This window comes from Limnobacter sp. SAORIC-690, from assembly GCF_002954425.1.
GTDB classification, from domain to species: Bacteria; Pseudomonadota; Gammaproteobacteria; order Burkholderiales; family Burkholderiaceae_B; genus Limnobacter; species Limnobacter profundi.
The window spans coordinates 3081542-3104708 of record NZ_MQVZ01000001.1; the positions used below are offsets into that span (position 1 = coordinate 3081542).

Annotated in this window: 18 protein-coding genes, 2 tRNA genes and 1 pseudogene; 10 read left to right on the plus strand and 11 right to left on the minus strand. The window is 51.9% G+C overall.

The window, feature by feature from the left end; genetic code table 11:
• The first annotated feature begins 459 nt into the window (after positions 1 to 459).
• The 6 genes from BSZ31_RS14645 to BSZ31_RS14675 all read left to right on the plus strand — a co-directional run bounded on the left by BSZ31_RS14645 (position 460) and on the right by BSZ31_RS14675 (position 6319).
• A complete protein-coding gene (locus tag BSZ31_RS14645) occupies positions 460 to 1050 on the plus strand; it encodes a response regulator transcription factor (RefSeq protein WP_105029365.1) in 591 nt (196 codons plus the stop codon).
• 112 nt (positions 1051 to 1162) lie between these two features.
• On the plus strand, positions 1163 to 1867 hold the full coding sequence (queC, locus tag BSZ31_RS14650; protein ID WP_105029366.1) for a 7-cyano-7-deazaguanine synthase QueC: 705 nt from the start codon (positions 1163 to 1165) through the stop codon (positions 1865 to 1867).
• Positions 1868 to 2030: 163 nt separating this feature from the next.
• Positions 2031 to 2106 (plus strand) — tRNA-Gly (locus tag BSZ31_RS14655).
• A gap of 66 nt (positions 2107 to 2172) precedes the next feature.
• Positions 2173 to 2246: transfer RNA gene (locus BSZ31_RS14660), tRNA-Cys, on the plus strand.
• 232 nt (positions 2247 to 2478) lie between these two features.
• Entirely contained in the window at positions 2479 to 3108 is a 630-nt protein-coding gene (locus BSZ31_RS14670; protein WP_105029367.1) for a response regulator transcription factor, read from the plus strand.
• A gap of 64 nt (positions 3109 to 3172) precedes the next feature.
• Positions 3173 to 6319, plus strand: coding sequence for a transporter substrate-binding domain-containing protein (locus BSZ31_RS14675; protein WP_168427004.1), 3147 nt, complete (start codon positions 3173 to 3175; stop codon positions 6317 to 6319).
• Here the strand turns inward: BSZ31_RS14675 and BSZ31_RS14680 are convergent.
• The 6 genes from BSZ31_RS14680 to BSZ31_RS14705 all read right to left on the minus strand — a co-directional run bounded on the left by BSZ31_RS14680 (position 6255) and on the right by BSZ31_RS14705 (position 12242).
• Entirely contained in the window at positions 6255 to 7037 is a 783-nt protein-coding gene (locus BSZ31_RS14680) for a molecular chaperone (RefSeq protein WP_146106716.1), read from the minus strand. The genes BSZ31_RS14675 and BSZ31_RS14680 overlap by 65 nt on opposite strands.
• Positions 7027 to 8007 (minus strand): fimbrial protein, encoded by a 981-nt coding sequence (locus BSZ31_RS14685; RefSeq protein ID WP_168427005.1) that lies wholly within the window; start codon positions 8005 to 8007, stop codon positions 7027 to 7029. The genes BSZ31_RS14680 and BSZ31_RS14685 overlap by 11 nt, the downstream gene beginning before the upstream one ends.
• A gap of 386 nt (positions 8008 to 8393) precedes the next feature.
• Positions 8394 to 8696, minus strand: a complete 303-nt coding sequence (locus BSZ31_RS14690) for a FimD/PapC C-terminal domain-containing protein (protein ID WP_168427006.1) — start codon at positions 8694 to 8696, stop codon at positions 8394 to 8396.
• Positions 8693 to 10885 carry a fimbria/pilus outer membrane usher protein gene (locus tag BSZ31_RS14695; protein ID WP_168427007.1) on the minus strand — a complete coding sequence of 731 codons (2193 nt, stop codon included), beginning with the start codon at positions 10883 to 10885 and terminating at the stop codon, positions 8693 to 8695. The genes BSZ31_RS14690 and BSZ31_RS14695 overlap by 4 nt, the downstream gene beginning before the upstream one ends.
• A 30-nt stretch (positions 10886 to 10915) precedes the next feature.
• Positions 10916 to 11695, minus strand: a complete 780-nt coding sequence (locus tag BSZ31_RS14700) for a molecular chaperone (protein ID WP_105029373.1) — start codon at positions 11693 to 11695, stop codon at positions 10916 to 10918.
• A 16-nt stretch (positions 11696 to 11711) separates the two neighbouring features.
• A complete protein-coding gene (locus BSZ31_RS14705; RefSeq protein ID WP_105029374.1) occupies positions 11712 to 12242 on the minus strand; it encodes a fimbrial protein in 531 nt (176 codons plus the stop codon).
• A gap of 223 nt (positions 12243 to 12465) precedes the next feature.
• Between BSZ31_RS14705 and metG the strand changes: the two genes are divergently transcribed.
• From metG to BSZ31_RS14725, 4 genes and pseudogenes are all read left to right on the plus strand, one after another.
• A complete protein-coding gene (gene metG / locus BSZ31_RS14710) occupies positions 12466 to 14541 on the plus strand; it encodes a methionine--tRNA ligase (RefSeq protein ID WP_105029375.1) in 2076 nt (691 codons plus the stop codon).
• A 9-nt stretch (positions 14542 to 14550) separates the two neighbouring features.
• On the plus strand, positions 14551 to 16257 hold the full coding sequence (locus BSZ31_RS14715; protein WP_105029376.1) for a SulP family inorganic anion transporter: 1707 nt from the start codon (positions 14551 to 14553) through the stop codon (positions 16255 to 16257).
• A 45-nt stretch (positions 16258 to 16302) separates the two neighbouring features.
• Positions 16303 to 16485, plus strand: coding sequence for a DUF3460 family protein (locus BSZ31_RS14720; protein WP_105029377.1), 183 nt, complete (start codon positions 16303 to 16305; stop codon positions 16483 to 16485).
• A 12-nt stretch (positions 16486 to 16497) separates the two neighbouring features.
• Positions 16498 to 17375: pseudogene (locus BSZ31_RS14725) on the plus strand (ScpA family protein).
• An 89-nt stretch (positions 17376 to 17464) separates the two neighbouring features.
• On the opposite strand, the gene BSZ31_RS16960 reads toward BSZ31_RS14725, so the two are convergent.
• From BSZ31_RS16960 to hemH, 5 genes are all read right to left on the minus strand, one after another.
• Complete coding sequence (locus tag BSZ31_RS16960; RefSeq protein ID WP_168427008.1) at positions 17465 to 17815, minus strand: hypothetical protein; 351 nt, start codon at positions 17813 to 17815, stop codon at positions 17465 to 17467.
• 103 nt (positions 17816 to 17918) lie between these two features.
• Positions 17919 to 19046, minus strand: a complete 1128-nt coding sequence (gene dnaJ, locus BSZ31_RS14735) for a molecular chaperone DnaJ (RefSeq protein ID WP_105029379.1) — start codon at positions 19044 to 19046, stop codon at positions 17919 to 17921.
• Between the two features lie 145 nt (positions 19047 to 19191).
• On the minus strand, positions 19192 to 21144 hold the full coding sequence (gene dnaK / locus BSZ31_RS14740) for a molecular chaperone DnaK (protein WP_105029380.1): 1953 nt from the start codon (positions 21142 to 21144) through the stop codon (positions 19192 to 19194).
• Positions 21145 to 21256: 112 nt separating this feature from the next.
• Positions 21257 to 21856, minus strand: a complete 600-nt coding sequence (gene grpE, locus BSZ31_RS14745; RefSeq protein WP_105029381.1) for a nucleotide exchange factor GrpE — start codon at positions 21854 to 21856, stop codon at positions 21257 to 21259.
• 143 nt (positions 21857 to 21999) lie between these two features.
• The gene (gene hemH, locus BSZ31_RS14750) at positions 22000 to 23106 is read right to left on the minus strand and encodes a ferrochelatase (RefSeq protein ID WP_105029382.1); all 1107 of its coding nucleotides are present in this window, start codon (positions 23104 to 23106) and stop codon (positions 22000 to 22002) included.
• Positions 23107 to 23167: the final 61 nt, after the last annotated feature.

Sequence of the window (23167 nt, forward strand, 5' to 3'; positions counted from 1 at the left end):
CTGTTAATTTACAGTCGAGCCAGACTTTGGTTTTGTCAAAAAGGCCAAGTTTTACTGCTCAAACCACTGAATAGGGCCACCCAACACGGGGGATGTAACTCCTAAGTATCCCCTAGCTAAGGGATACTAGCAAAAGTTCCGATTCCAGAACAGTACTTGCATTGTCTATTTGCTTACATAGTAGGTCGAAATGCAATCCCCCCCAAAGTAATTAACCCGCTTGAAATTACCTACGGAGCATTGAATCCAAAATTTATCGCCTGAAGTACAAAACGAATAAGCAGCAACCCAAACAAATCCAAAAGCGGGGCGAACGATGACCTTAATACCGAGCTGGCCGAGCCAGCCACACATGGGTGGGACTATGAAGAATGAAAAGGGCTTGGCAGGTCGACCACTAACGCCCCGCGAAACGGGCATTCAGAGTACCTCCCCGGGCAGGACCATCAGCCTTCAGCCATGTTCGTCACCAACCGGACAACCCTTGAAGAAATCGACAACCACCTGGCCAGCGCCGAAACGCGAATCGTGGTGATTACCATTGAAAAAGGCAACAGGCATGGCGAGGCCGTGGTTCAACACATTGGTGCAAGCTATTCCGATGTTCGAGTCGTATTGGTTTGCGAAGGCAATGCGCAAGACATTCTGGCGATGGCATTCAAACCTGGCGTGTGGGCTTGTGTAGGCCGCCAATCGTCAGTGGAAACGCTTCGCGAGGCAATAGACACCGTTGCCGCAGGCGCCCGTTATGTGGCCCCTGAACTGGTGAATAACAAAACAACCCCTTCTTACGGCTCTTCCGAGCAGCAAAACCTGGGGGGCCAAATTAATCCACTGGCCGACCAAGACGAAGGCGCTCAATTGACCCGCCGTGAACGTCAAGTGCTTACCTTGATTGCTCAAGGCCGTCCTCGCCGTGAAATCGCAGAACTGCTGAAGGTTTCACCGCGCACTATCGACGCTTACCGCGCGCGTTTGCTGCAAAAGTTGAATCTGGATTCCAGTGTTCAACTGGTGAAGTACGCAATTTCCGCGGGCATGGCCAGCTAAATGTAAGTTGGGCAAACCTCAATAACAGCAGATTAAAACCCCGCAACGCTGCGGGGTTTTTTATTTGTGCGGCTAAAATAGGGGTTTAGCGCAACTGAACCCTCCCCCAAACATGAACAAAAAAGCTCTGGTGCTGTTTTCAGGTGGACAGGACAGCACTGTTTGCCTGGCCTGGGCACTGTCCAAATTCGACCATGTTGAGACAATTGGTTTTGATTATGGGCAACGCCACCGCATTGAACTGGAATGCCGTCTGACTGTATTGGACAGAATCCGTGAGCAGTTTCCCGAATGGGCGCACAAACTTGGCGAAGACAGAGTGATTGACCTGAGCTGGCTGGGACAGATTTCCGATTGTGCACTGACGGAAGAGCGTGAGATCGAACTGAACGAGACAGGCTTGCCCAACACCTTTGTACCGGGCCGCAATCTGGTGTTCTTTTTGATTTCATCGGCTGTGGCTTACCGCAGAGGTTTGTCTACCCTTGTGGGCGGCATGTGTCAAACCGATTTTTCGGGTTATCCCGATTGCCGTGAGGACACGCTGAAAGCCCTACAAGTGGCCACCAACCTTGGCATGGCAAGCTCGTTCCGGTTTGAAACACCACTGATGTGGATCGACAAGACCGAAACTTTTCAGCTGGGCGAGCAGCTGGGCGGCAAAAAATTGCTGGAAATTATTGTTCGCGACACCCACACCTGCTACACGGGCGACAGAAGCCACGAACATGAATGGGGGTTCGGTTGTGGTGAATGCCCGGCCTGCGATTTGCGCAAACGTGGCTGGAAAAACTACATTTCACAACAGAATCAATAGCTTGAAACACCAAAGAACAACATCCCCGAAAGCCGCAACAGGCTTGGTTTTGCACAACTTTTAGGCAAGCGAAGAATAAATGAAATTATTTTGCAAAAACGTTTGACACAAAAATTTTTCTTGCTATAATTTCGTTCTCTCAACGACGACATGTTGTTGAAATGCGGGAATAGCTCAGTTGGTAGAGCGATACCTTGCCAAGGTATAGGTCGCGAGTTCGAGTCTCGTTTCCCGCTCCAAATTCCTAAGGGGAAGTGATACACTTCCCCTTTTCTTTGCCCGCCACATTTTGGTGGAACACCCTTGGCGGGGTGGCAGAGTGGTCATGCAGCGGACTGCAACTCCGTGTACGCCGGTTCGATTCCGACCCCCGCCTCCAAGTTTTCAAGCCATCAGCGGGTGGTGAAATTGGTAGACACAACGGACTTAAAATCCGTCGCTTACCGTAAAAGGGGCGTACCGGTTCGATTCCGGTCCCGGGCACCAAAACGTGTAGTTATATTCCTAAGGCATAATCGCCTACAATAATTTCCGCATTTATCCTGAATCGCCAAATTGCACCGAGGTGGAATGCGTTTGAACCATTTCCGCGGCAGTTTTGAGGTAACCCTATGCTAAATACCAAGGTTCTGATTGTGGACGATCATCCAGCAGTGAGAATGGCATTGCGCATGGTACTTGAACGCGAGGGCTTTGAAGTCAAGGAGGCCAGCGATGGAAGTCAAGCCATTCAGGCAACAAGAGAACATGAACCAAATCTGGTCGTTCTAGACATCGGTTTGCCCAAGCTGGATGGTCTGAATGTCATTCAACGCCTGCGCGCACTAACGCCAACGCTAAAAATCATCGTCTTGACTGGTCAACCAACTGAAATATTCGCTCAACGTAGCTTGCAGGCAGGAGCTTCCGGATTCATTCACAAACAGGAAGACCTATGCGACCTGGTGACCGCAGCGCGCGCTGTGTTGAGTGGTCATACCTATTTCCCATCAGTTGCACTGCCTGCCGGCCGCCCTTCTCAACATGGCGCTTCCGACCAGGAGTATCTTGCTACACTTTCAGACAGGGAATTGATTGTGCTAAAGCGTTTGGCGCGTGGCCAACGCAACCAACAAATTGCCGACGAGCTCTTGCTCAGCAGCAAAACCGTCAGTACATACAAAACCCGTCTCATGCAAAAAATCAACGCGTCCTCCCTAGTGGAACTGACTGACTTTGCCAGACGCAATGGACTTGCCTAACATTTTGTATTCGGCATGGCCTCGGCATTTGCTGAGCAACTGCATGATCTGCCTGATCTGTTTGATGGCTTGGCCGAACGTAGCCGCCGAGAGTTATTCCATCCCCATTCAATCAGCAGGTCAAAATGTGACGCCTCATTTAAGACTGGGTATCACTGCCCCCGATTACCCACCTTTCGATTTTGTGGTTCAAGGCAAATCGTATGAGGGGATCGGCGCAGACTATGCGCTGCTAGTACAGGACAAACTGGGCATTCCAGTTTTTGCGGTGCAGTTCAATAATCGCGATGAGGCCATCCGTGCCTTGCAAACGGGGAGCATCGACTTACTGGCCAATTCCAATACGTTTGAGGCCAGCCACACCGGTATTGTGCTCAGTACACCGTATCTGGATGATCTACCCGCCATTTCCACTCGGATTGATTTTGACTGGACACAGCAAAAAGACTACACAGACCTGACCGTAGTAGCTGCCTACGATTACCTGCCTTTGAACGTTTTACAAAGCCGATTCCCTGGTGCACTCATCAAGCAAATGGACTCGCCCGCCAAAGCGATGGCAGCACTGATTTATGGCCAGGCTGACTTGATGTTCAGCGAACTGCAGGTCGCCGGATACCTGATTGATCACAACTACCCCAACGCAGCAAAAATTGTCGCCACCGACCCGGCCCGTGAAAAGGGGCTTGGTTTTGCCTTAAATGCTGACAACACGCATTTACAGACCAGGATCAACAAAGCAATCCAGCAGATTGCACCCGCAGAACATGCACTAATCGCTCGCCGTTGGAGTGTGGCAGGCCTTGGAGCGACTTCGAGTGCGAGAACGGTCACACAGAACCAGACCTTGCGCGTGGTAGTAGACCGAAGCTCCCCACCATTGTCGTATTTCGATGAGCAAGGCACCTACCGCGGCATTACGGCAGATCTTCTGGCGCGCATTTCTCTGAGCACGGGCCTGCGGTTTGAGTTCAAACCTGTGAACGGTCTGGAAGATGCACTGCGCACAGTTAGAAATGGCCAAGCTGATATCTTGGTGGACTTCAATCCCGACAATGATCGTGAACAATACCTTCAGTTCAGTCGACCCTACTTAAGCAAGCCATTTGTCTGGATAGGTACCACCTCATCAATCGCAGCGCCTCCCGAGCCCGACCAATCTGTTTCAATTGCACTACCGAGGGCCCACACGCTCATTGCTTACCTTCAAGGCAAGTATCCAAAAGCACAGCTGATCGAAACCAACAACAACGCAGACAGCCTGGAGCGTGTCAAACAGGGGCAGGCTCAGTACACCGTCATGAACCTGAGCACCGCAAGTTACTACCTTTCCAGAAGCGAGGATTCACGACTCAAGATGCTCGGTGAATTGGATGAACCGCTGGCCAAAGCAAGTTTTGGAGTTTCACGGAACAATCTGGAGCTGCTCGGTTTGCTGGACAATGCCCTTCGCCAAATCCAGCCTGATGAAATCAATGCATTGGCCAACCGCTGGCGAAACAATGCGGTGGTTCAACTGAGCGACTGGCGAGACTACAAATCCATCTTGCTGCAAGGTGCCCTGCTTGTTATTGCTGCACTGGTACTGTTCGCTGCGTGGAACTTTGTCTTACGACGGCAAATCCGCTTGCGCAAAATGGCCGAGCAAGAGTTGACCGATCAACTCAACCAACGTCAGCAACTGCTCAATGAACTGGCCTCGGCAAAAAAACAGGCTGAAAAAGCCAATGCTGCCAAATCTGTTTTTCTGGCCACGATCAGCCATGAAATCAAAACACCACTCAGCGCAGTCATGGGCACACTTGAACTGGAACTGGAGAAAACAGCCGAGAATAGCGACCGAGTAGAACCTTTGAAAACCGCTTTGAGATCTGCGTCGGAGTTGTCGCGACTAATTAGCGACATCCTGGACACGGTTCAAATTGAAACCGGGCACTTGTCGGTTCACCCTGCCCCAACAAACTTGAAAAAACTGTGCGAAGAGCTTATCCAGAATTTCAGCGCAACTGCCGAACAGAAAAATCTTGCGCTGCAACTTCAGTGGACTGGCCCGGAACATACTGAGGCGATTCTCGACGACTTGCGGCTTCGACAAATACTGGGCAATTTGATCAGCAATGCAGTGAAGTACACCTTGACCGGACAAATCACATTGCATGTCAAAGTCAGCCAGAAAGCTCCCGACAATGCTGCTTTTCTATTTACAGTGACAGACACGGGGCCGGGGATCTCCACTGAACACCTTGAGAATTTATTCAAACCTTTTGAAAAGATACAATCTTCACCGGCTGGCGGCACACAAGGTACTGGGCTTGGACTGTACATTTGCAAAGAGCTCGCCAAACTCATGGGTGGGGAACTGTCCATGCAAAGCCAGCCAGGTGAAGGCACCCGCGCCAGTTTCAAACTGACTTGTCCTATCGCTGGTTCAGTCAGGCCAGAACATGCAGAATTCACTGCTGGTGAATCAGTTACCAAAACCATCCAACCTTTGCGCATATTGGTTGTTGATGACCATGCGCCCAATCGGATTTTGCTCGCGCAACAGCTAAATTATCTTGGGCATCAAACCTTGCAGGCCAGGAATGGTGCTGAGGCATTTGACTTGTGGAAGACCCATGCCTTTGATTGTGTGCTAACCGATTGCAGCATGCCAGTCATGGATGGATTTGAACTTGCAGAAGCCATTCGCCGGCAAGAACAATCCGAAGGCCAAACGGCTTGCCTGATACTGGGCATCACAGCCCACGAGGGGCCGGATATTCGCCAACAGTGTATGAATTGTGGCATGAATGATTGCCTGGCCAAACCACTGGGATTGCAAACTTTGAAGGCAAAGCTTTTCCAATACACGGTCAATCACAAACCGGCAGATCCCCTGTTCAAAATGTCAACACTGCGAACGCTCTCGGGCGACAACACCGAGAACATGCAAACACTGTTGCAAACGCTTTTGGATGCGAATCTTGAAGATCTGCTCAAACTCAAACAAAGTTTGATGGGCAACGCACATCAAGAGCAGGCAGAGATCATTCACCGCATTAAAGGTGCCGCCAAAATGATTGGTGCGTACCGTTTACTCAGAACCATAGAAACCTACGAAGGTGCCAGTAACATGGAACAACGCACCGCGCTGGCCCGTGAGGTTAGTGATGCATTGGAGCGGTTGATTGAAGCGATGCAGCAGCAGACTCATAACCCTCAATCGTGACCGAATGCTCACGTGGATTGCCCGAATTGTCAATGGCTGCAAAACGCACCAACGCACCTTGCACACCGGGACATGCAGGCAAATCGAATGTGGCGTCGCCAAACGGCATCAACATGCCAGCGTCCAGACGCTGGGTTTCTGGGCCGTCAGCATATTCTAGGTAAGCAAAGCTGACGTGATAAGGCCCAGGATTGCGAACGCTCAACTTGCATGCATTGGCCACTTGAGAAACCTGCCAATCCAGCATGGTAAGCGCCGTATCCGGTTTTATCGTCAGATTGGGTGGACGCACGAACACCTTGAGTTGTGTGCGCATGGTTACCACCAACTTGGCGGCCTCCTCGTCCATGTTTTGGGTTGATGGCGGCACTTCAAGCACATTGAGCCAATACAACAATTCCCGATCACTCGGTTTTCTCTCGGGCAGGTACAAAATCCGAAGGTTTTGCATATCGCCGGAATTCATTTTAAAAATGGGGGGCAACACCACGAAAGATGGGTCTGCTTCGTCTGGGCCCGTATCAGCCTCACCATGGTCAATCCAGGTTTGAACCAGTACGGGGTAAGAATTTAAGTTTTTCAGGGAAAGCGAAAATTCTTGACTCGTTGAATGAATAACCAGTCGCGTTGACTGCGCCACCACACCCGACCACGCTACATTTGAACAAATCAGGGCAAACACACAAACAATCAAACGAATAAACATTTTATTGAACACGGATCAGCACCTGTACGTTCGCCAGGATTTGCCCTGGCTTCACTTCAACGCCGGCAATTCGCTCGAGTTCAGCCTCAAACGCTTCATGATACAAATCAGTATCCCCAGGCCCCTTGTTCCAACCTTGGTTGGGTGAAGCCACGGGGTACCATCCACCCTGCTCACCGGCACCATATAAACGCTGCCCGCCCAAGATAATCATCGGACTGCCGTTTCGGTAAATCCGAATTGCCACACCTTTGGCAGAATACGATGCGCCGTAAGCGTCAGACACTATGTGAGACAAACCCAAAGTAGAGTTGAGAAGCCCCAAAGAATGTGCATTAGAGACTGAACCTTTCGAAGGCAAAAATCCAATCGCGGTCTGGTCTGCACTGGTACCGGATCGTGTTCCAGTCTGACAGTGAAACTCCAAATCGAAAGGTATCCTCCGTGTTTCACCCCGATTCAAGGCTTGCACTGTAATCGGCGCGAATTGAACCGTGGGTGTTACATTGAGCACTGCACAGGTACGTGAGCGCCGAATTGTAGTGCTCGAGCCGAACAAGCTAATCGCACCCGGCCAATTGTCATAACTGCCACCACGGCTGCTGGCAGAGGACGCGCCCACCGACGGATACTGCCGACCTGGGCCCTTGATGGCGATCATGCCATTCAAACTTGCGTGGTTATTCGCCGCTGACGACACTCGATCAATCACGCCCTCACTATTAGCTCGAATCAACTCAACGTTGATTGTGGCCAAATTCTTGGCCTTCACAAGCAAATATCCACGACTGTCGGTGTCCAGCCCTGTCAATGGCCGCTCCTGCCAAAAATGGCTGAAATACTGCCCGGTTGCCAAATTGGTGATGCGCATCAACATATCAGGAACTGCGGTTCGATAAGCTCCTTGCAAGCCAATTGAAGCTCCATCAGTCAAACCATCAGCGGCACCTCCGTAGCTGTCCAGTCCATTGGTGGCGTACATCTCGTACACCGCATCACTCGAAGCGCAACGAAAGAAAACATGTTCTGAATCGTAGCCCCAATTCCTACCAGAACGTCGCCTTCCGTAAAGGGCAAATGGTGCAACCGCTGAGTCAATAATCGAGCCCAAAGGCTGAAAAGACGCATCGGTTATATTGACTACGCTCGATAAACCCAAATCATTACCACAGCTGGGGCAGGCACCTTGCCAGGCATCTGCAACACCCTCACCCGGCAGAATCTGATTGTTCGGTGGTTGGCCGGTGCCGGTGTAAGTCCCAGTGACGCGGTAGCATGTAGCGTTGGCAGTCAATGTTGTTAAAAGTAGAAAGGCTGTACTGATAAACACAAAGACTATGCGAATGAATGAGTGTTTGGTCAAATTTTTCATGATCGCCCCCCCTGGGTCAGGCAATTGGACTCCAGCCGAATCAAAGGCATCTGCTGCTCATCTGCCGACAAGGAATAAGGCAACAAACACAGGCGCTCACCCTCAGTATCCAGTTCAACACTCAAATATCCCTCTTCGGCATCTACCCGAGCAAAAATTCTCGAAGCCTGCCCCACCGTGCCCACAACGCGTCCTTTCTTGTCTTTCACAATCGCCCCCAAAGGCAAGGTTTTACCTTTCTCACCCTTGGCGCGCACCAATACGCCGTAACCCCTCAGGGTATCAAAACGCAGTTTCACTGCTGCACCCGCATAAGGAGCCACCTCATGTTTACTGACCAATAAATCAGTGCGTTGGTCCATCTTCGCGGAGTCAATCGAAACCTCGTTGTAACGGTAAGGACTAAGCATGGCACCACGGCATATCCATCTTGATCAATTCGCGCGCCTTGTCCGTTTTTTACCTCTGCACCCTCAGCACCTTTGGCCTCCACCAGGGCGAAAGTCTCTCCCAAATAAGGCCCCAAGGTAAGCCCGCCATCATGAACAACTGCCGACCCCCGCATGGCCATTCCAACTTGGTAGTACCCCTCGCCTTGCGAAAACGAACCTGAAAGTGTTCCCACAGGCAAACGGGTTTGCGCGCTGATCCCGGCGTAGTTGGTGCGCTGATGGGTATCTCGGCCCACATCAATGCCATAACTTGTATTGTTCCGTTCGCCCAAAGTGCCACTGACCGAGCTTTGAAGCTGTGACCCGCTGTTTTGCTGGTGTGAAACAGAGGCTGATACGCTAGGCGCGGTGGGTAAATCATCAAGAGGTAACGAGATTGACAACATCGAAAGATTGTCCGGTGTGCCATCTTGCGTTTGACTGCGTGTGTGGGAAAAGCCGTAACCCAGTTGCCCAGCTGAATTGAAATAGGACAATTGCAACTGCTTGTCGCGATCTGGTGAGTTGTAATAATCGCTGCTGGAAGCGGTCAAATTGATCTGCCCCCATTTGCCCAGGGGTTGCCCAACGCTGAGCACCAATTGGTTACGTTGCTGCTGAAACAACGATTCAGCCAGGGCTTGCGACTGCACCACCTGAGCATTCCGCCTTGAGAAGGCTTGAGCCAAATCGACAAACCCTTCGGTTGAATAGCGGTAACCTGCCAAGGCAAAGGTGGTGTTAGTGACATCCAGATGCTTGCTGTAATTGGTTTCAAAACGCCAACCTTCAGATCGACCTGTGTCATCAACGCTTGTGGCTTGGGTCAAATTGACACCAAATGCACCATACCTGGTGGCCAGTACACCGCCCCCCAGAAATGAGGCATAGTCTCTGGCCAGACGAACCCCCGTATTCAGCGTGATCTCATTGCTCAAACCCAGTTGGTAAGTCATTTCACCGAACAGATCGTTCGATGAGTTTGAAACACCATCACGCAACTGCCCCAATGTGAAGCTGTAGCGCCCCATGCCAGGCCGAATCGATTCGGGAACCGCAGAATAAGGTACGGTGAAGCGTCGGCTTTGCCCGTTGGATTCCACCACTTCTACCTCCAGATCTCCCTGATAACTGCTTGCTGCCAAATCATCAATTACAAATGGCCCAGGCGACACAGTCGTTTCGTAAATCACCTGCTGATTCTGGCGAACAATCACCCGGGCGTTCGACGTTGCGGCGCCTCGCACCTGCGGGGCATAAAACCGCAAATAGCCTGGCAACATTCGTGTATCCGATTGCAAATTCAATCCCCTGTACCCCACGCTGCCAAATAGACTGCCAGAGACAAATGAATCGCCCAAAGTCATCTCGCTTTGTAGCGAAGGCAAAGCGCGCTGAACGTAAGTACGGATTGAATCCCAACGTTGGGTTCGAGCCCCGGCACGTTCGGAGGCGTTAAAGGAAGATTGGTGCCTGAAACGCCACAGCCCCACATTAAAACCAGTATTCAAACCCACAAAGGCGTAGCGGGACGGTCCGAAATTTTCTATTCGACTTTCCTGAATATTCACGCTGTAATTGGAAAACAGCATGGACTCACCCGCATCCCATTGGGATGGAGACACGTAGGCTCGGGGAGTACGGCGCATGCTGGCCTGCGGTATCGATATATCGAGTCGCAATTGGCCAACATCAAAGTGATGAAACGCACCCTCTACCCATTGCGCAATGGGTCTGCAATTGTTCGACTGTTCTTCGTCGACTTCACCCAACACCGCGCCTGCCTGCTCCAGCAGATCCCGCTTCAAGCAAGGCAATGGCTGCCCAGACTCATTGGCCTGAAAAGCTACATCTTCGCGCCCGGCAAATGCCTGGTTGATGTACAGATCAACGCGATAGTTGCCTGCCGGAAACCAGTCACTGGCATTAAAACGTGACAGATCAACCGATGCCCCCATCAGCAGACTACTGTCGAACTGATAAGCAACACCCGCCAGGTTTGCGCTGCTTTCTGCAAGCAAAGTCCCCGGGAATGCTGCGTACAGTACTGTCAGCAAAAACAATCGCCCTGCGAAGCACATGACAACTCACCTTTGCACGTTCGCAGTTCGGGGGCGGCCCGCGCCGTAATCATCAATCCACTGATAGCGAATGGAAATTTCACCCTGATCCGTAACCTCGGGATCGTCAACCATCCACATTTGGCGGGCGAATGGAGCCACCATTCGTGAGTCGACTGTGTAATCAGCAGTCTCAGAACTCAGTTTTAATCCGGTCAGAGTGATGAAAAATGGAGACGGATTGCTGGCCACCAAAACGTATCCCAAATCTCGCTTCTGAATCTGAAATTCAATGGCATCTCCCGCCGTAGCTGGGTCTGCGTGAATGGTTTCGGGTCTATAAAACAGTTTCAATCGATTCCTAATCATGACAAGCACCTTGTTGTTGTCCTGCTGATCCGAACTCACTGGCGGAACTTGCAGTACATTCAAGTAAAAAAGACTTTCCCTGTCTTTGGGCAAATCGTTTTCGAGGTACCGAAGCCTGAGCGATTGGCCACTTTTTGGCTCCATCCGAAACACGGGTGGAGTAATGAAAAAGCGCTCATCGTGTGCATCGGGTCTTGATTCAGGATCCCCAGAATCAACCCACACCTGAATCAGATTGGGAAAGTCATCCTCATTCGAAATTCGAACTTCCCGTTGAGCAACAGCAGCGCTGTAAACAACCCGGGTAGCCTCAATAACCACGCTAGCCTGGCTTGGCGCTGGAACCAACCAAGGACCCCGCGCCAACACCACATGCAACACAGCGCGCATCAAAGGTACGAATAATCGATCAGCAAAGATGGAATTGGTCGCATGCATACTTCATTCGCCTCAATCAGGGATAAGCCAACGAATACTGCAAAGAACCACCTACCGAACCAGCGGTGGCGTTATTGCTTGGCGTGAAATACCGAATCGCGTACTGACGTTCCGCTGAAGTGCTGCCAGCAGCAAGCGTGGCCAGGGGAACGGAGGAAGTTGTGCGCAAATTTACCGGTGTTCCGTTCACAGCATTCAACAACTGCAATTCCACATTGCTGGCCGTGCCTGTTGTATTGGCAATATTGCCAGCTGTGGTCATGTCAGCTGCGACAAACACTGTGCTCACCGAAATGGGATTTTCTTCATTTGCGGTGCATCCCTGTACCGAAATTGTGAACGGTGTTTCGCCCGCATTTCCGGTTCGATTCAATTGAGCAACTGCCACCGAGGGCAACAGAACAACCGGATTCGCTTGCAGACCATTGACAGAAACCGAACAGGTTTGTGCTGTTACCTCCCCGACAAAACGGATGGTGTTGTTGGCCTGGGCAAGTGCCGGCAAAGCACAAACTGCGGCTACAAAAGCAAACTTTTTTAACATCATGAATTCTCCTAAGTTTGTTAATCAAATCAGCCAGTTAAGCTTATGCTGCAGCGCAACTGAATGCTGTAATCCAAAACCTGTAGGGCTGTAGGAAATTTCTGATTCAAGAAAAGGAAAACCGGGTTATCGGTTGGTTGCAACTGCCTTCCCAAAGGGCGGCAGGCCAATGATTAGGGCGTACAATAGATGCCTTGCGTTTAGAACAACCTCAAAGAACAACATCGTGACTCGCCGAATTCTTGTTACCTCTGCCCTGCCCTATGCCAACGGTGCCATTCACTTGGGCCACTTGGTCGAATACATTCAGACCGATATCTGGGTTCGGTTCCAGAAAATGCAAAGCAACGAGGTGTACTACGTGTGTGCCGATGACACCCACGGCACTCCAGTCATGTTGCGTGCGCAAGCCGAGGGCATCAGCCCCGAAGAATTGATTGCTCGAGTCAGCACAGAACACCAACGCGACTTTGCCAGCTTCCATGTGGGCTTTGACAACTACTATTCCACCAACGCACCCGAGAACAAAGCCCATTGCGAGACCATTTACACGCGCTTGCGTGATGCGGGTTTGATCCAAACCCGTTCGGTTGAACAGTTCTATGATCCGGTCAAGGAAATGTTTTTGCCCGATCGCTTTATCAAGGGCGAGTGTCCAAAGTGCGGTGCGAAAGACCAATACGGTGATTCATGCGAGGTGTGCGGTGCCACCTATCAGCCCACTGAGCTGAAAAACGCCTACTCCACAGTGTCTGGTGCTGCCCCTGTGCGCAAAAGCTCCGACCATTACTTCTTCAAGCTTTCAGACCCGCGCTGCGAAAACTTCCTTCGCCAATGGACTCAAAGCGAAGGCCGCCTGCAAGTTGAAGCCAGTCGCAAAATGCAGGAATGGTTGGGTGAAGAAGGCAGCGGCAAACTGGCCGACTGGGACATTTCCCGCGACGCACCCTACTTCGGTTTCGAAATTCCAGATGCGCCCGGCAAGTACTTCTACGTGTGGCTGGATGCACCTGTAGGCTATTTCGCCAGCTTCCAGAATCTGTGTGAACGAATCGGCGTGGACTATCAGGAATTTCTGAAAGCAGACACCAACACCGAGATGGTTCACTTCATCGGCAAAGACATTCTGTATTTCCACGCCCTGTTTTGGCCAGCGATGCTTCAGTTTGCCGGTTTGCGCACGCCCACCAAGGTCAACGCACACGGCTTTTTGACAGTCGATGGCGCGAAAATGAGCAAAAGCCGCGGCACCTTCATTACCGCCGAAAGCTTCATTCAACAGGGCTTGAACCCGGAATGGCTGCGCTACTACTTTGCGGCCAAACTCAATTCCACCATGGAAGACCTGGACCTGAGTTTTTCAGATTTCACCGCCCGAGTGAACAGTGACCTGGTCGGCAAATACATCAATATCGCAAGCCGAAGCGCGGGTTTTCTGGTGAAAAACTTCGAAGGCCGCGTGCTTGATTCCGCCATGCAACACCCGCTGCTTGCAGACATTCGCGCACAGGCTGCCGCAATTGCTGCACATTACGACGAACGTGAATATGGCAAAGCCATTCGCGAAGTCATGGCCTGCGCCGACAAAGTGAATGCCTACGTGGATCAGGAAAAGCCATGGGAATTGGCCAAGAACCCGGACAAGCAAGCTGAATTGCAAACCGCTTGTTCGATTTGTCTTGAAGCGTTCCGCTTGCTCACCCTGTATTTGAAACCAGTGCTGCCAGTACTGGCCGGCAACGCCGAGAATATTTTGGGTGTCGCGCCAATGACCTGGGCCGATGTGAATACTCCGTTGAGCAGCGCGACACCTGTGCAGGCATTCAAACACCTGATGCAGCGCGTGGATCAAAAGCAAATCGACGCTTTGATAGACGCCAACAAACAATCTTTGGCGCCTACTTCAGCATCCCCTGTGAAAACCGACGCCAAAAAATCTGCCACGTCAGTTGCAAGCACCGCGTCAGGCGAATACATCAGTATTGATGACTTCACCAAGATTGACCTACGAATTGGTTTGGTGAAAGAGTGCAAGGCAGTGGAAGGCTCCACGAAATTACTTCAACTCACGGTCGATCTGGGCGAAGAAAAACCACGCAATATTTTTTCGGGTATCGCTGCGCACTATCAGGCAGAGCAACTGACAGGGCAGTACGTTGTGGTGGTGGCCAACCTGGCACCACGCAAAATGAAATTTGGACTTTCTGAAGGCATGGTGTTGTGTGCAGCATCGGATGACGACACCGCATTAAGCACCCTGACAGCGTTGGGCAAACTTACGCCAGGAATGAAAATCAGCTAAAAGGAAAACATGGCCACCCCCCAGTTTCTGAAAACGCTCAAGCCATTCAAACCACGTATTGTGGACAGCTTGCAGGGATACAACTCCCAGCGTTTTTTGAAAGACCTGGGGGCAGGCATTACCGTGGGCGTGGTTGCCCTTCCTTTGGCCATGGCCTTCGCAATTGCCAGCGGGCTTGAGCCCCAAACCGGCCTTTTCACCGCCATTGTGGCGGGCTTCATCATCTCCGCCTTTGGCGGATCCAGCGTTCAAATTGGCGGCCCTGCCGGTGCATTTATCGTGGTGGTGCTCGGCATCGTCAACCAATATGGCGTGGCCAACCTGATCGTTTGCACACTGATGGCTGGGGGGCTACTGTTCCTCATGGGCTTGACTGGCCTAGGAAGCCTAGTGCGACTCATACCGGTCAGCATTGTGATCGGCTTTACCAACGGCATCGCGGTATTAATTGCACTGTCTCAAATCAAAGATTTCTTTGGTTTGAACATTGATGTGACCCAAGGCAATTTTTTTGAAAAGAACTGGGCCTTGCTGCAGGCTATTCCTGGCCTCAATTGGTCTGCATTCGCGCTTGCCAGCATAAGCCTCGCGTTCCTTTTTCTATGGCCCAAATTGTTTGCTGTGCTCAGCAAAGAACACTCTGAAGGCACGTTTCCGAAAATTCTTCAAAGTGTTCCCGGCTCTGTGATATTGCTGGTTGCTGGCACCCTGGCTGCCTACATTCTTGGGCTTGACGTTGAAACCATCGGCAGCAAATTTGGCGAAATTCCACGCAGCCTTCCAACGTTGACCCTGCCGTCCATCGAGTTGGCCAGCGTTCAAACGCTAATTGGCCCCACCTTGACCATTGCATTTCTGTGCGCCATCGAATCGCTGTTGTGCGCGCGCGTGGCCGACGGCATTACCCATGAGAAACACGACCCCAACCAGGAATTGATGGCTCAGGGTTTGGCCAATATCGCCTCGCCCCTGTTCGGCGGCATGCCGGCCACGGGCACCATCGCCCGCACAGTGACCAATATCCGTTCTGGAGGCAACTCGCCGATTGCTGGCATCATCCATTCATTGGTGCTGCTCACCATAATGCTGTTGGCTGCACCACTGGCTTTTCACATACCTTTGGCGGTATTGTCGGCGGTGCTCATGTTCGTGGCCTACAACATGGGTGAATGGCGAGAATTCCCAAAATTGAAGCAGTACAGCAATGTCTACAAAATAATCATGCTGGCCACCTTTCTGCTCACCGTGATTGTTGACCTGACCGTGGCTGTTGAGGTTGGCCTGGTTCTAGCCGGGATATTTTTCATTTACCGGGTATCCACGCTCACCGAATTTATTCCCGTTTACCTCAAAGATGAAGACCGCGCCAAGGGTATTGTGGCCTACACAATTTATGGATCTCTCTTCTTTGCAGTGGTCGGGAAGATAGAGAATCTGATTTTGAACACCAGCAAGACCACTCGAATTTTGGTTCTCGATCTTCATCAAACCATTTCAATCGACACCACAGCGCTGGAATGCCTTGAAGAACTGAACGCTGATTTACAGCGTGCGGGTCACACACTGATCTTTTGCGGCTTGAACAGTCAGGCGTTATCCCTGTTCAAACGCAGCGGTTTCATGGCTCAGCTCCATGCCGGGCAACTACAAATCGACTTTTCTGCAGCGATGGCACACGCCCATGCAATTTCCATCGAGGATCGGGCTGGCGCCTGATAAAATAGAAATATCCTTTAAAAACCATTTATTTGGCACGCCACCATGCAATACGAATCTGAAGCAACCCAGTTTTTAACACAACTCAAAACTGAACGTCCCCATCTGGAAAACGAACAGCAAAAAGGTCGCGCCCTATTGTGGGACAAACAACTGGACAAGAAGCTTCAAGAAGGCTTTAAGGAAGCCAAGGTTGCACAAAAACCCTATGTGTATCAAAGCAAATAAAGTGCAGCCACTTTGAGCAGCGAACTCGACGACATCAGCGTACTAAACCCCAACGACAGCACCCCCAACACGGTGGATGGTGTGGGTTTGGCCCGTCTGTATGGCGCACCGCTGTTCAACATGCCCAAAGACCTGTACATACCACCAGACGCACTGGAGGTGTTTCTGGAGGCTTTTGAAGGCCCGCTGGATTTGCTGCTTTACCTGATCCGCAAGCAAAACTTCAACATTCTCGACATTCCCATGGCGGAACTGACCCGCCAGTACCTCACCTACATTGAAGAAATTCGTACCCGCAACCTTGAGTTGGCTGCTGAATACCTGCTCATGCCGCCATGCTGATCGAGATCAAATCTCGAATGCTGTTGCCCGTGATTCCCAAAGATGGTGAAGAAGAAGCGGAAGACCCGCGCGCCGAGCTGGCTCGCCGGCTGATTGAATACGAACAAATGAAGCTGGCAGCGCAAGAGCTCGACAAGGTGCCCCTGGTGGGTCGGGATTTCTGGATTGCTCACGCCTTCCACGACCCAAATACTGTTGAACGTTTTCCTGATGTAAACCCAGAAGAACTGCGTGATGCCTGGCAGGCGATTTTGCGTCGCGCATCCCTGGTGAAGGCGCACACAATCTCTCGAGAAGAATTGTCGGTGCGTGAACACATGACCATGATTTTGCGTCGTCTTCAAACCCAAAAGTTCGTTGAGTTTTTCGACATGTTCGACATTGAACGTGGCGTGCCCGTGGTGGTGGTGAACTTCATCGCCATGCTGGAGCTGACCCGTGAGGGCTTGGTGAAAGTAACGCAGGCTGAACCGTTTGCGCCGATCTATGTTCGGCTTGGGTATGAAGCCACAGGTGGCAACGGCGTCGACAGCATCATTCCTGCGTAAGTCGGCACATCCGTTTTCTGAGGGTGGCCCAGTCGCATACCCTTTTGCGCCAGAAAGCCTGACTACCCCCTTGTTGTTGATGAACCACCCTAAGCGCACCCGCTAAAAAGCGGGCGGGCTGCGCTTTCGGCTTTCAGCCGAACAGGCGGTGAATCAACACCAAGGGCAGGCTTTCTTGACTGGCGCTGCAAGGGCATGCTTACCGAGCCCGCGCAGCAAACGCTGGTGACTGGCGAGTTGCGGCTTGCGGCTTGCGGCTTGCGGCTTGCGGCTTGCGGCTTGCGGCTTGCGGCTTGCGGCTTGCGGCTTGCGCGAGCATGGTGCGCTACGTGAGGTTTGGATGCTGCACCGCCTTGCCGACTTTGCAAGGCTTCCCGGCGGATTCGCAGCGCGGGGCGATTGCGCAGCAATCGATGCGAAGACGCGTTCGCGTTTCGCATGCCCCAAGCCAGAAGCATCAAGCCGGAATCAGAAGACTTGCTAAGGCGAGGCGGTGCAGCACCCAAACCTTACAAAAACGTGCCAATGCCACGCAACAGTCAGTTAGCCGAAAAAGTCTTTGACCTTGTCCATCCAGCCTTTCGCCCGCGGCGAGTGCTTGTCACCATCAGCCGTGCAAGACTGCTCAAATTCCTTCAGCAACTCTTTCTGTCTTTCTGACAAGCGCACCGGCGTTTCCACCACAATGTGACAGAACAAATCACCAGGGTAGGATGAACGCACACCCTTGATGCCCTTGCCACGCAAACGGAATGTTTTACCTGTTTGCGTACCTTCAGGAATATCAAATGACGCTTTACCTCCCAAAGTGGGCACCTCAATGGTGCCGCCCAACGCAGCAGCGGCAAATGAAACCGGCATCTCGCAATGCAAGTCATCACCATCACGCTGGAAAACTGCATGCTCTTTCAGGTGTACTTCCACGTACAAATCACCAGCGGGGCCACCATTCACACCAGGCTCGCCCTTGCCACTCAAGCGAATGCGCATGCCATCGTCAATACCTGCGGGCACCTTCACTTCCAGGGTTTTATTGGTCTTCTTGCGACCCAAACCTTCACAGTCGTGGCAGGGGTGCGGAATCATCTTGCCGGTGCCATGGCACTTCGGGCAGGTTTGCTGCACGCTGAAAAAACCCTGGGTCATGCGCACCGCACCCGATCCACCACAGGTAGAACAGGTTTCAGGCTTGGTGCCCGGCTTGGCACCACTTCCAGAGCAAGTACCGCAGTTGTCCCAAACCGGCACGCGGATTTGGGTATCAAAACCTTTGGCCGCCTGCTCCAGCGTAATTTCCATGTTGTATTTCAGGTCTGAACCACGGTACATCTGCGACTGGCGAGAAGCACCACCGCCTGCGCGGCCACCAAAAATATCACCAAAAATATCGCCGAAGGCATCTGAGAAATCCGAGAAGCCACCTGCACCGCCGCCACCCATATTGGGGTCCACACCCGCATGGCCGTGTCTGTCATAGGCCGCACGTTTCTTGGGGTCAGTCAACATCTCATAGGCTTCTTTGGCCTCTTTGAACTTGGCCTCCGCATCCTTGCTGTCTGGGTTGCGGTCGGGGTGATACTTCATGGCCATTTTTCGATAGGCTTTTTTCAGCTCATCGTCTGTGGCATTTTTTTGTACACCCAAAATCTCGTAGAAGTCCCGTTTTGCCATGTCAGTCTCGTTTCATGCAGCTGTTCGCGAAACACTGCTTTTATTCGTACAAAAAGGGCTTCACTGAAAAACCGCAACATATGCAGCCAGCCAGTGTGCCCTTGGTTTTTGGCGAGGCACCCACAAAGGCGCCTCGCTGCCAACATTACTTGTCTTTCACTTCCTTGAAGTCTGCATCTACTACATCGTCAGCATCGTCTTTCTTGGAAGAGGCCTGCTGCTCGGCACCACCTGGGTTTGCACCTGCCGCGGCTCCTTCTGCAGCTTGTTGGGCCTGCATGTCTGCGTACATCTTCTCGCCCAATTTCTGGGCTGACTCGGCCAATTCTTTGGTGCGTGCATCAATGGCGTCTTTGTCTTCGCCCTTGGCAGCTTCTTCCAAAGCCTTGCATGCCGCTTCGATCTTTTCTTTTTCGCCAGCTTCCAGTTTGTCGCCATACTCGCCCAGCGACTTGCGGGTGCTATGCACCAGTGCATCTGCCTGGTTCTTGGCCTCCGCCAACTCACGGCGCTTGGCGTCATCGGCCGCATTCGCTTCGGCGTCTTTCACCATTTTCTGGATCTCATCTTCACTCAAACCAGAGTTGGCCTTAATCACAATCTTGTTTTCTTTGCCAGTGCCTTTGTCTTTTGCAGACACATGCAAAATACCGTTGGCATCAATGTCAAAGGTCACTTCAATCTGCGGCACGCCACGTGGCGCGGGTGGAATACCTTCCAGGTTAAATTCACCCAAACTCTTGTTGTCGTTGGCCATCTGGCGCTCACCCTGGAACACCTTGATGGTTACGGCAGGCTGGTTGTCATCCGCGGTTGAAAACACTTGGCTGAACTTGGTCGGGATGGTCGTGTTTTTCTCGATCATCTTCGTCATCACGCCGCCCATGGTTTCAATACCCAAAGACAACGGTGACACGTCCAGCAACAACACGTCTTTGCGATCACCACTCAACACGGAACCCTGAATTGCAGCACCAGCAGCCACGGCCTCATCTGGGTTTACGTCTTTGCGGGGCTCTTTGCCAAAGAAGTTTTTAACCGCTTCCTGTACTTTGGGCATGCGGGTCATACCGCCTACCAGAATAATGTCGTCAATTTGTGAAGTGGACACACCTGCATCTTTCAAAGCCATTTTCATGGGCTCAACTGTGCGGGCAATCAGGTCTTCAACCAGCGCTTCCAGCTTGGAGCGGCTCAGCTTGGTGGTCAGGTGCACGGGTGCGCCGTTGGCCATCGCAATGTAGGGCTCGTTGATTTCAGTTTGCTGTGAAGAAGACAATTCAATTTTCGCGCGCTCGGCGGCAGCCTTGATACGCTGCAAAGCGATTGGGTCTTTCGACAAATCAACGCCATTGTTCTTTTTGAACTCGTCGATGATGTGGTCAATAATGCGCTGGTCAAAATCTTCACCGCCCAGGAAAGTGTCACCGTTGGTAGAGAGCACTTCAAACTGCTTCTCGCCGTCGATGTCGGCAATTTCAATGATCGACACGTCGAAGGTACCACCACCCAAGTCGTACACTGCAATTTTGCGGTCGCCCTTCTCGGCCTTGTCCATACCAAACGCCAAAGCGGCTGCGGTGGGCTCGTTAATGATGCGCTTTACGTCCAGGCCGGCAATACGGCCGGCGTCTTTCGTCGCCTGGCGCTGGCTGTCATTGAAATAAGCAGGCACTGTAATCACGGCCTCAGTTACTTCTTCGCCCAAGTAGTCTTCCGCAGTTTTCTTCATTTTGCGCAGCACTTCAGCCGACACCTGTGGGGGCGCCAGTTTTTGATCACGTACGCCAACCCATGCGTCGCCGTTGTCAGCTTTCATGATGCTGAAAGGCATCATGTCGATGTCTTTCTGCACTTCGGCGTCTTCAAACTTGCGACCAATCAAACGCTTTACAGCGTACAAGGTGTTCTTGGGGTTGGTCACGGCCTGGCGCTTGGCGGGTGCACCCACCAGAATTTCACCATCTTCCATGTAAGCGATGATGGAAGGGGTTGTACGCGCACCTTCCGAGTTTTCGATCACTTTGTAACCACCGCCTTCAAATACCGCAACGCAAGAATTGGTGGTACCCAAGTCAATGCCAATAATCTTTCCCATGAATTTCTCCGTGATTTCTAAATTCAGTAATATTCGGTTAAAGCTGATATGGGGCTAAAGCCCTTCAGTTCAAGGGGTTTTTCAACCCAGCTTCAAAAATTTATTGCGCCGCCTATTGTGCAACTGAGACCAAAGCGGGTCGCAACACACGGTCATTGATCAAATAACCCTTTTGCAACACCGCCACCACATGGTTGGGCGCAACAGCGGGCTCAACAGAGTCTCCCGGCACCATGGCCACCGCCTGGTGCTGGTTGGGATTAAACTTTTCGCCCACGGGGTTAAGCACCATCACCCTGCCACGCTCAAATGCGGCTTCCAGCTGACGAAGTGTTGCAGCAACGCCGTCTTTCAATGCTTCCGGGGTCTGGTTTTCTACCGCCAGTGCCATTTCAAGACTGTCGCGAACCGGCACCAAGGATTCAGCAAACGATTCAATGGCGTACTTGTGTGCCTTGGCCACGTCTTCTTGCGTGCGACGACGAAGGTTTTCCATGTCAGCCGCCAGGCGCAAGTACACCTCCTTGGATTTCTCTACCTCATGGTGTGCATTTTCCAATGCCGCCTTCAGCACAGAGATTTCGTCTTGGGGCGCTTCTTGCTGAACAGCCTGTTCGGTCTCATTTTGGGTCTGCGCGCCTTGCTGCTGACCTTCTGGTGCCTGGGCAGACGTTTGTTCGTCCGTGGCCGGCTTTCCAGTGGGTTCTGACATGTCTTTTCCTCCATTAAAATTCAAAAGAGGCGACAGGCCTTTACCGGTCGCCCCTACTCTTGGCGGTAAATGAGGGCTTGAACGCGAAATTCAAGCCCACAAAGTAAAAATACGCAGAATTACGCTGAATTGTTGGCAGAAACTTATTGCGCGCCCATTTCAAGCGCCAATTTTCGACTCTCGGCAAGTTCCTGTGCCATGGATTCTTCGTAACCCATGTCGACTGGCCAGCCCTGCATGTGCTGCGCAGTAATTTCAGACAGCATGGCCGCGGCCAGCTCGCTGTCATTCAGGCAGGCAATGTAATGGAACTCGCCTCCCCCCGCATGCTGAAAGTCTTCCCGGCCTTCCTGATTAATTTCCTCCAGCGTTTCAAGGCAATCGGCCATAAAACCTGGGCACATCACATCAATACGCTTGGTACCAGCCTGCCCCAAGGCTTCCAGGGTTTTATCGGTGTATGGTTCCAGCCATTTGGCCTTGCCGAACCGGCTTTGGAACGTAACCCTGTAATTGCCCTTTTGCAGCCCCAATTCCTCGCCCAGTAAGCGCGCAGTTTTGTAACACTCGCAATGGTAAGGGTCGCCCTTGAGCAAAGTCATTTCAGGCACACCGTGAAAACTGAACAACAGCACATCACCCTGATCAAAATTCGGGCGCCCATTGACTTGCCAGTGCTTGCGCACGCTCTCAGCCAGGGCATGGACATAAGCCGGGTGATCGTGATAATGCTTCACCAAACGCAATTCGGGAATATTGCGGACCGGCTTGGCCCAGTCAAACACCGCATCAAACACCGACGCAGTAGTAGCCGCCGCATATTGAGGATACAGAGGGAACACCAGCACACGGTCATAACCATCTTTGCGAAGCTGATCCATTCGACTGGCCACCGAGGGGTTGCCATAACGCATCGCCAAATCAACACGAACATCCCAGCGCCGGGCCTTGAAAGCCTCGCTAAGCACCTTGACCTGCCTTTTACCAATGGCCAATAGAGGCGAGCCCTCGTCAGTCCACACCGTGGCGTATTTGGCTGCGGATTTTTTGGGGCGAATCTGCAAAATAATACAGTTCAAAATGATCCACCACACCAGCTTGGGAATTTCAACCACACGTGGGTCAGACAAAAATTCCTTCAAATAACGCCGAAGCGATGGTGTGTCTGCATTGTCTGGAGTGCCAAGGTTAACGAGTAAGACCGCGGTTTTCTGGGGCGTGCCGTGACGAAATGGAGCTTCGGTGCGCATGGATACTACCTAATGAACATCAAGGCTGAAAGTATACCCAAAGCTGACTGCCGGGGTGGCT

Coding starts and splice junctions, on each gene's coding strand:
- BSZ31_RS14645 (WP_105029365.1), top strand. CDS start 460: ATGTTCGTCACCAACCGGACAACCCTTGAAGAAATCGACAACCACCTG.
- queC (WP_105029366.1), top strand. CDS start 1,163: ATGAACAAAAAAGCTCTGGTGCTGTTTTCAGGTGGACAGGACAGCACT.
- BSZ31_RS14670 (WP_105029367.1), top strand. CDS start 2,479: ATGCTAAATACCAAGGTTCTGATTGTGGACGATCATCCAGCAGTGAGA.
- BSZ31_RS14675 (WP_168427004.1), top strand. CDS start 3,173: ATGGCTTGGCCGAACGTAGCCGCCGAGAGTTATTCCATCCCCATTCAA.
- BSZ31_RS14685 (WP_168427005.1), bottom strand. CDS start 8,007: ATGTACGCCACCAATGGACTGGACAGCTACGGAGGTGCCGCTGATGGT.
- BSZ31_RS14700 (WP_105029373.1), bottom strand. CDS start 11,695: ATGCATGCGACCAATTCCATCTTTGCTGATCGATTATTCGTACCTTTG.
- BSZ31_RS14705 (WP_105029374.1), bottom strand. CDS start 12,242: ATGATGTTAAAAAAGTTTGCTTTTGTAGCCGCAGTTTGTGCTTTGCCG.
- BSZ31_RS14715 (WP_105029376.1), top strand. CDS start 14,551: ATGGCCACCCCCCAGTTTCTGAAAACGCTCAAGCCATTCAAACCACGT.
- BSZ31_RS14720 (WP_105029377.1), top strand. CDS start 16,303: ATGCAATACGAATCTGAAGCAACCCAGTTTTTAACACAACTCAAAACT.
- BSZ31_RS16960 (WP_168427008.1), bottom strand. CDS start 17,815: ATGCGAAACGCGAACGCGTCTTCGCATCGATTGCTGCGCAATCGCCCC.
- dnaJ (WP_105029379.1), bottom strand. CDS start 19,046: ATGGCAAAACGGGACTTCTACGAGATTTTGGGTGTACAAAAAAATGCC.
- dnaK (WP_105029380.1), bottom strand. CDS start 21,144: ATGGGAAAGATTATTGGCATTGACTTGGGTACCACCAATTCTTGCGTT.
- grpE (WP_105029381.1), bottom strand. CDS start 21,856: ATGTCAGAACCCACTGGAAAGCCGGCCACGGACGAACAAACGTCTGCC.
- hemH (WP_105029382.1), bottom strand. CDS start 23,106: ATGCGCACCGAAGCTCCATTTCGTCACGGCACGCCCCAGAAAACCGCG.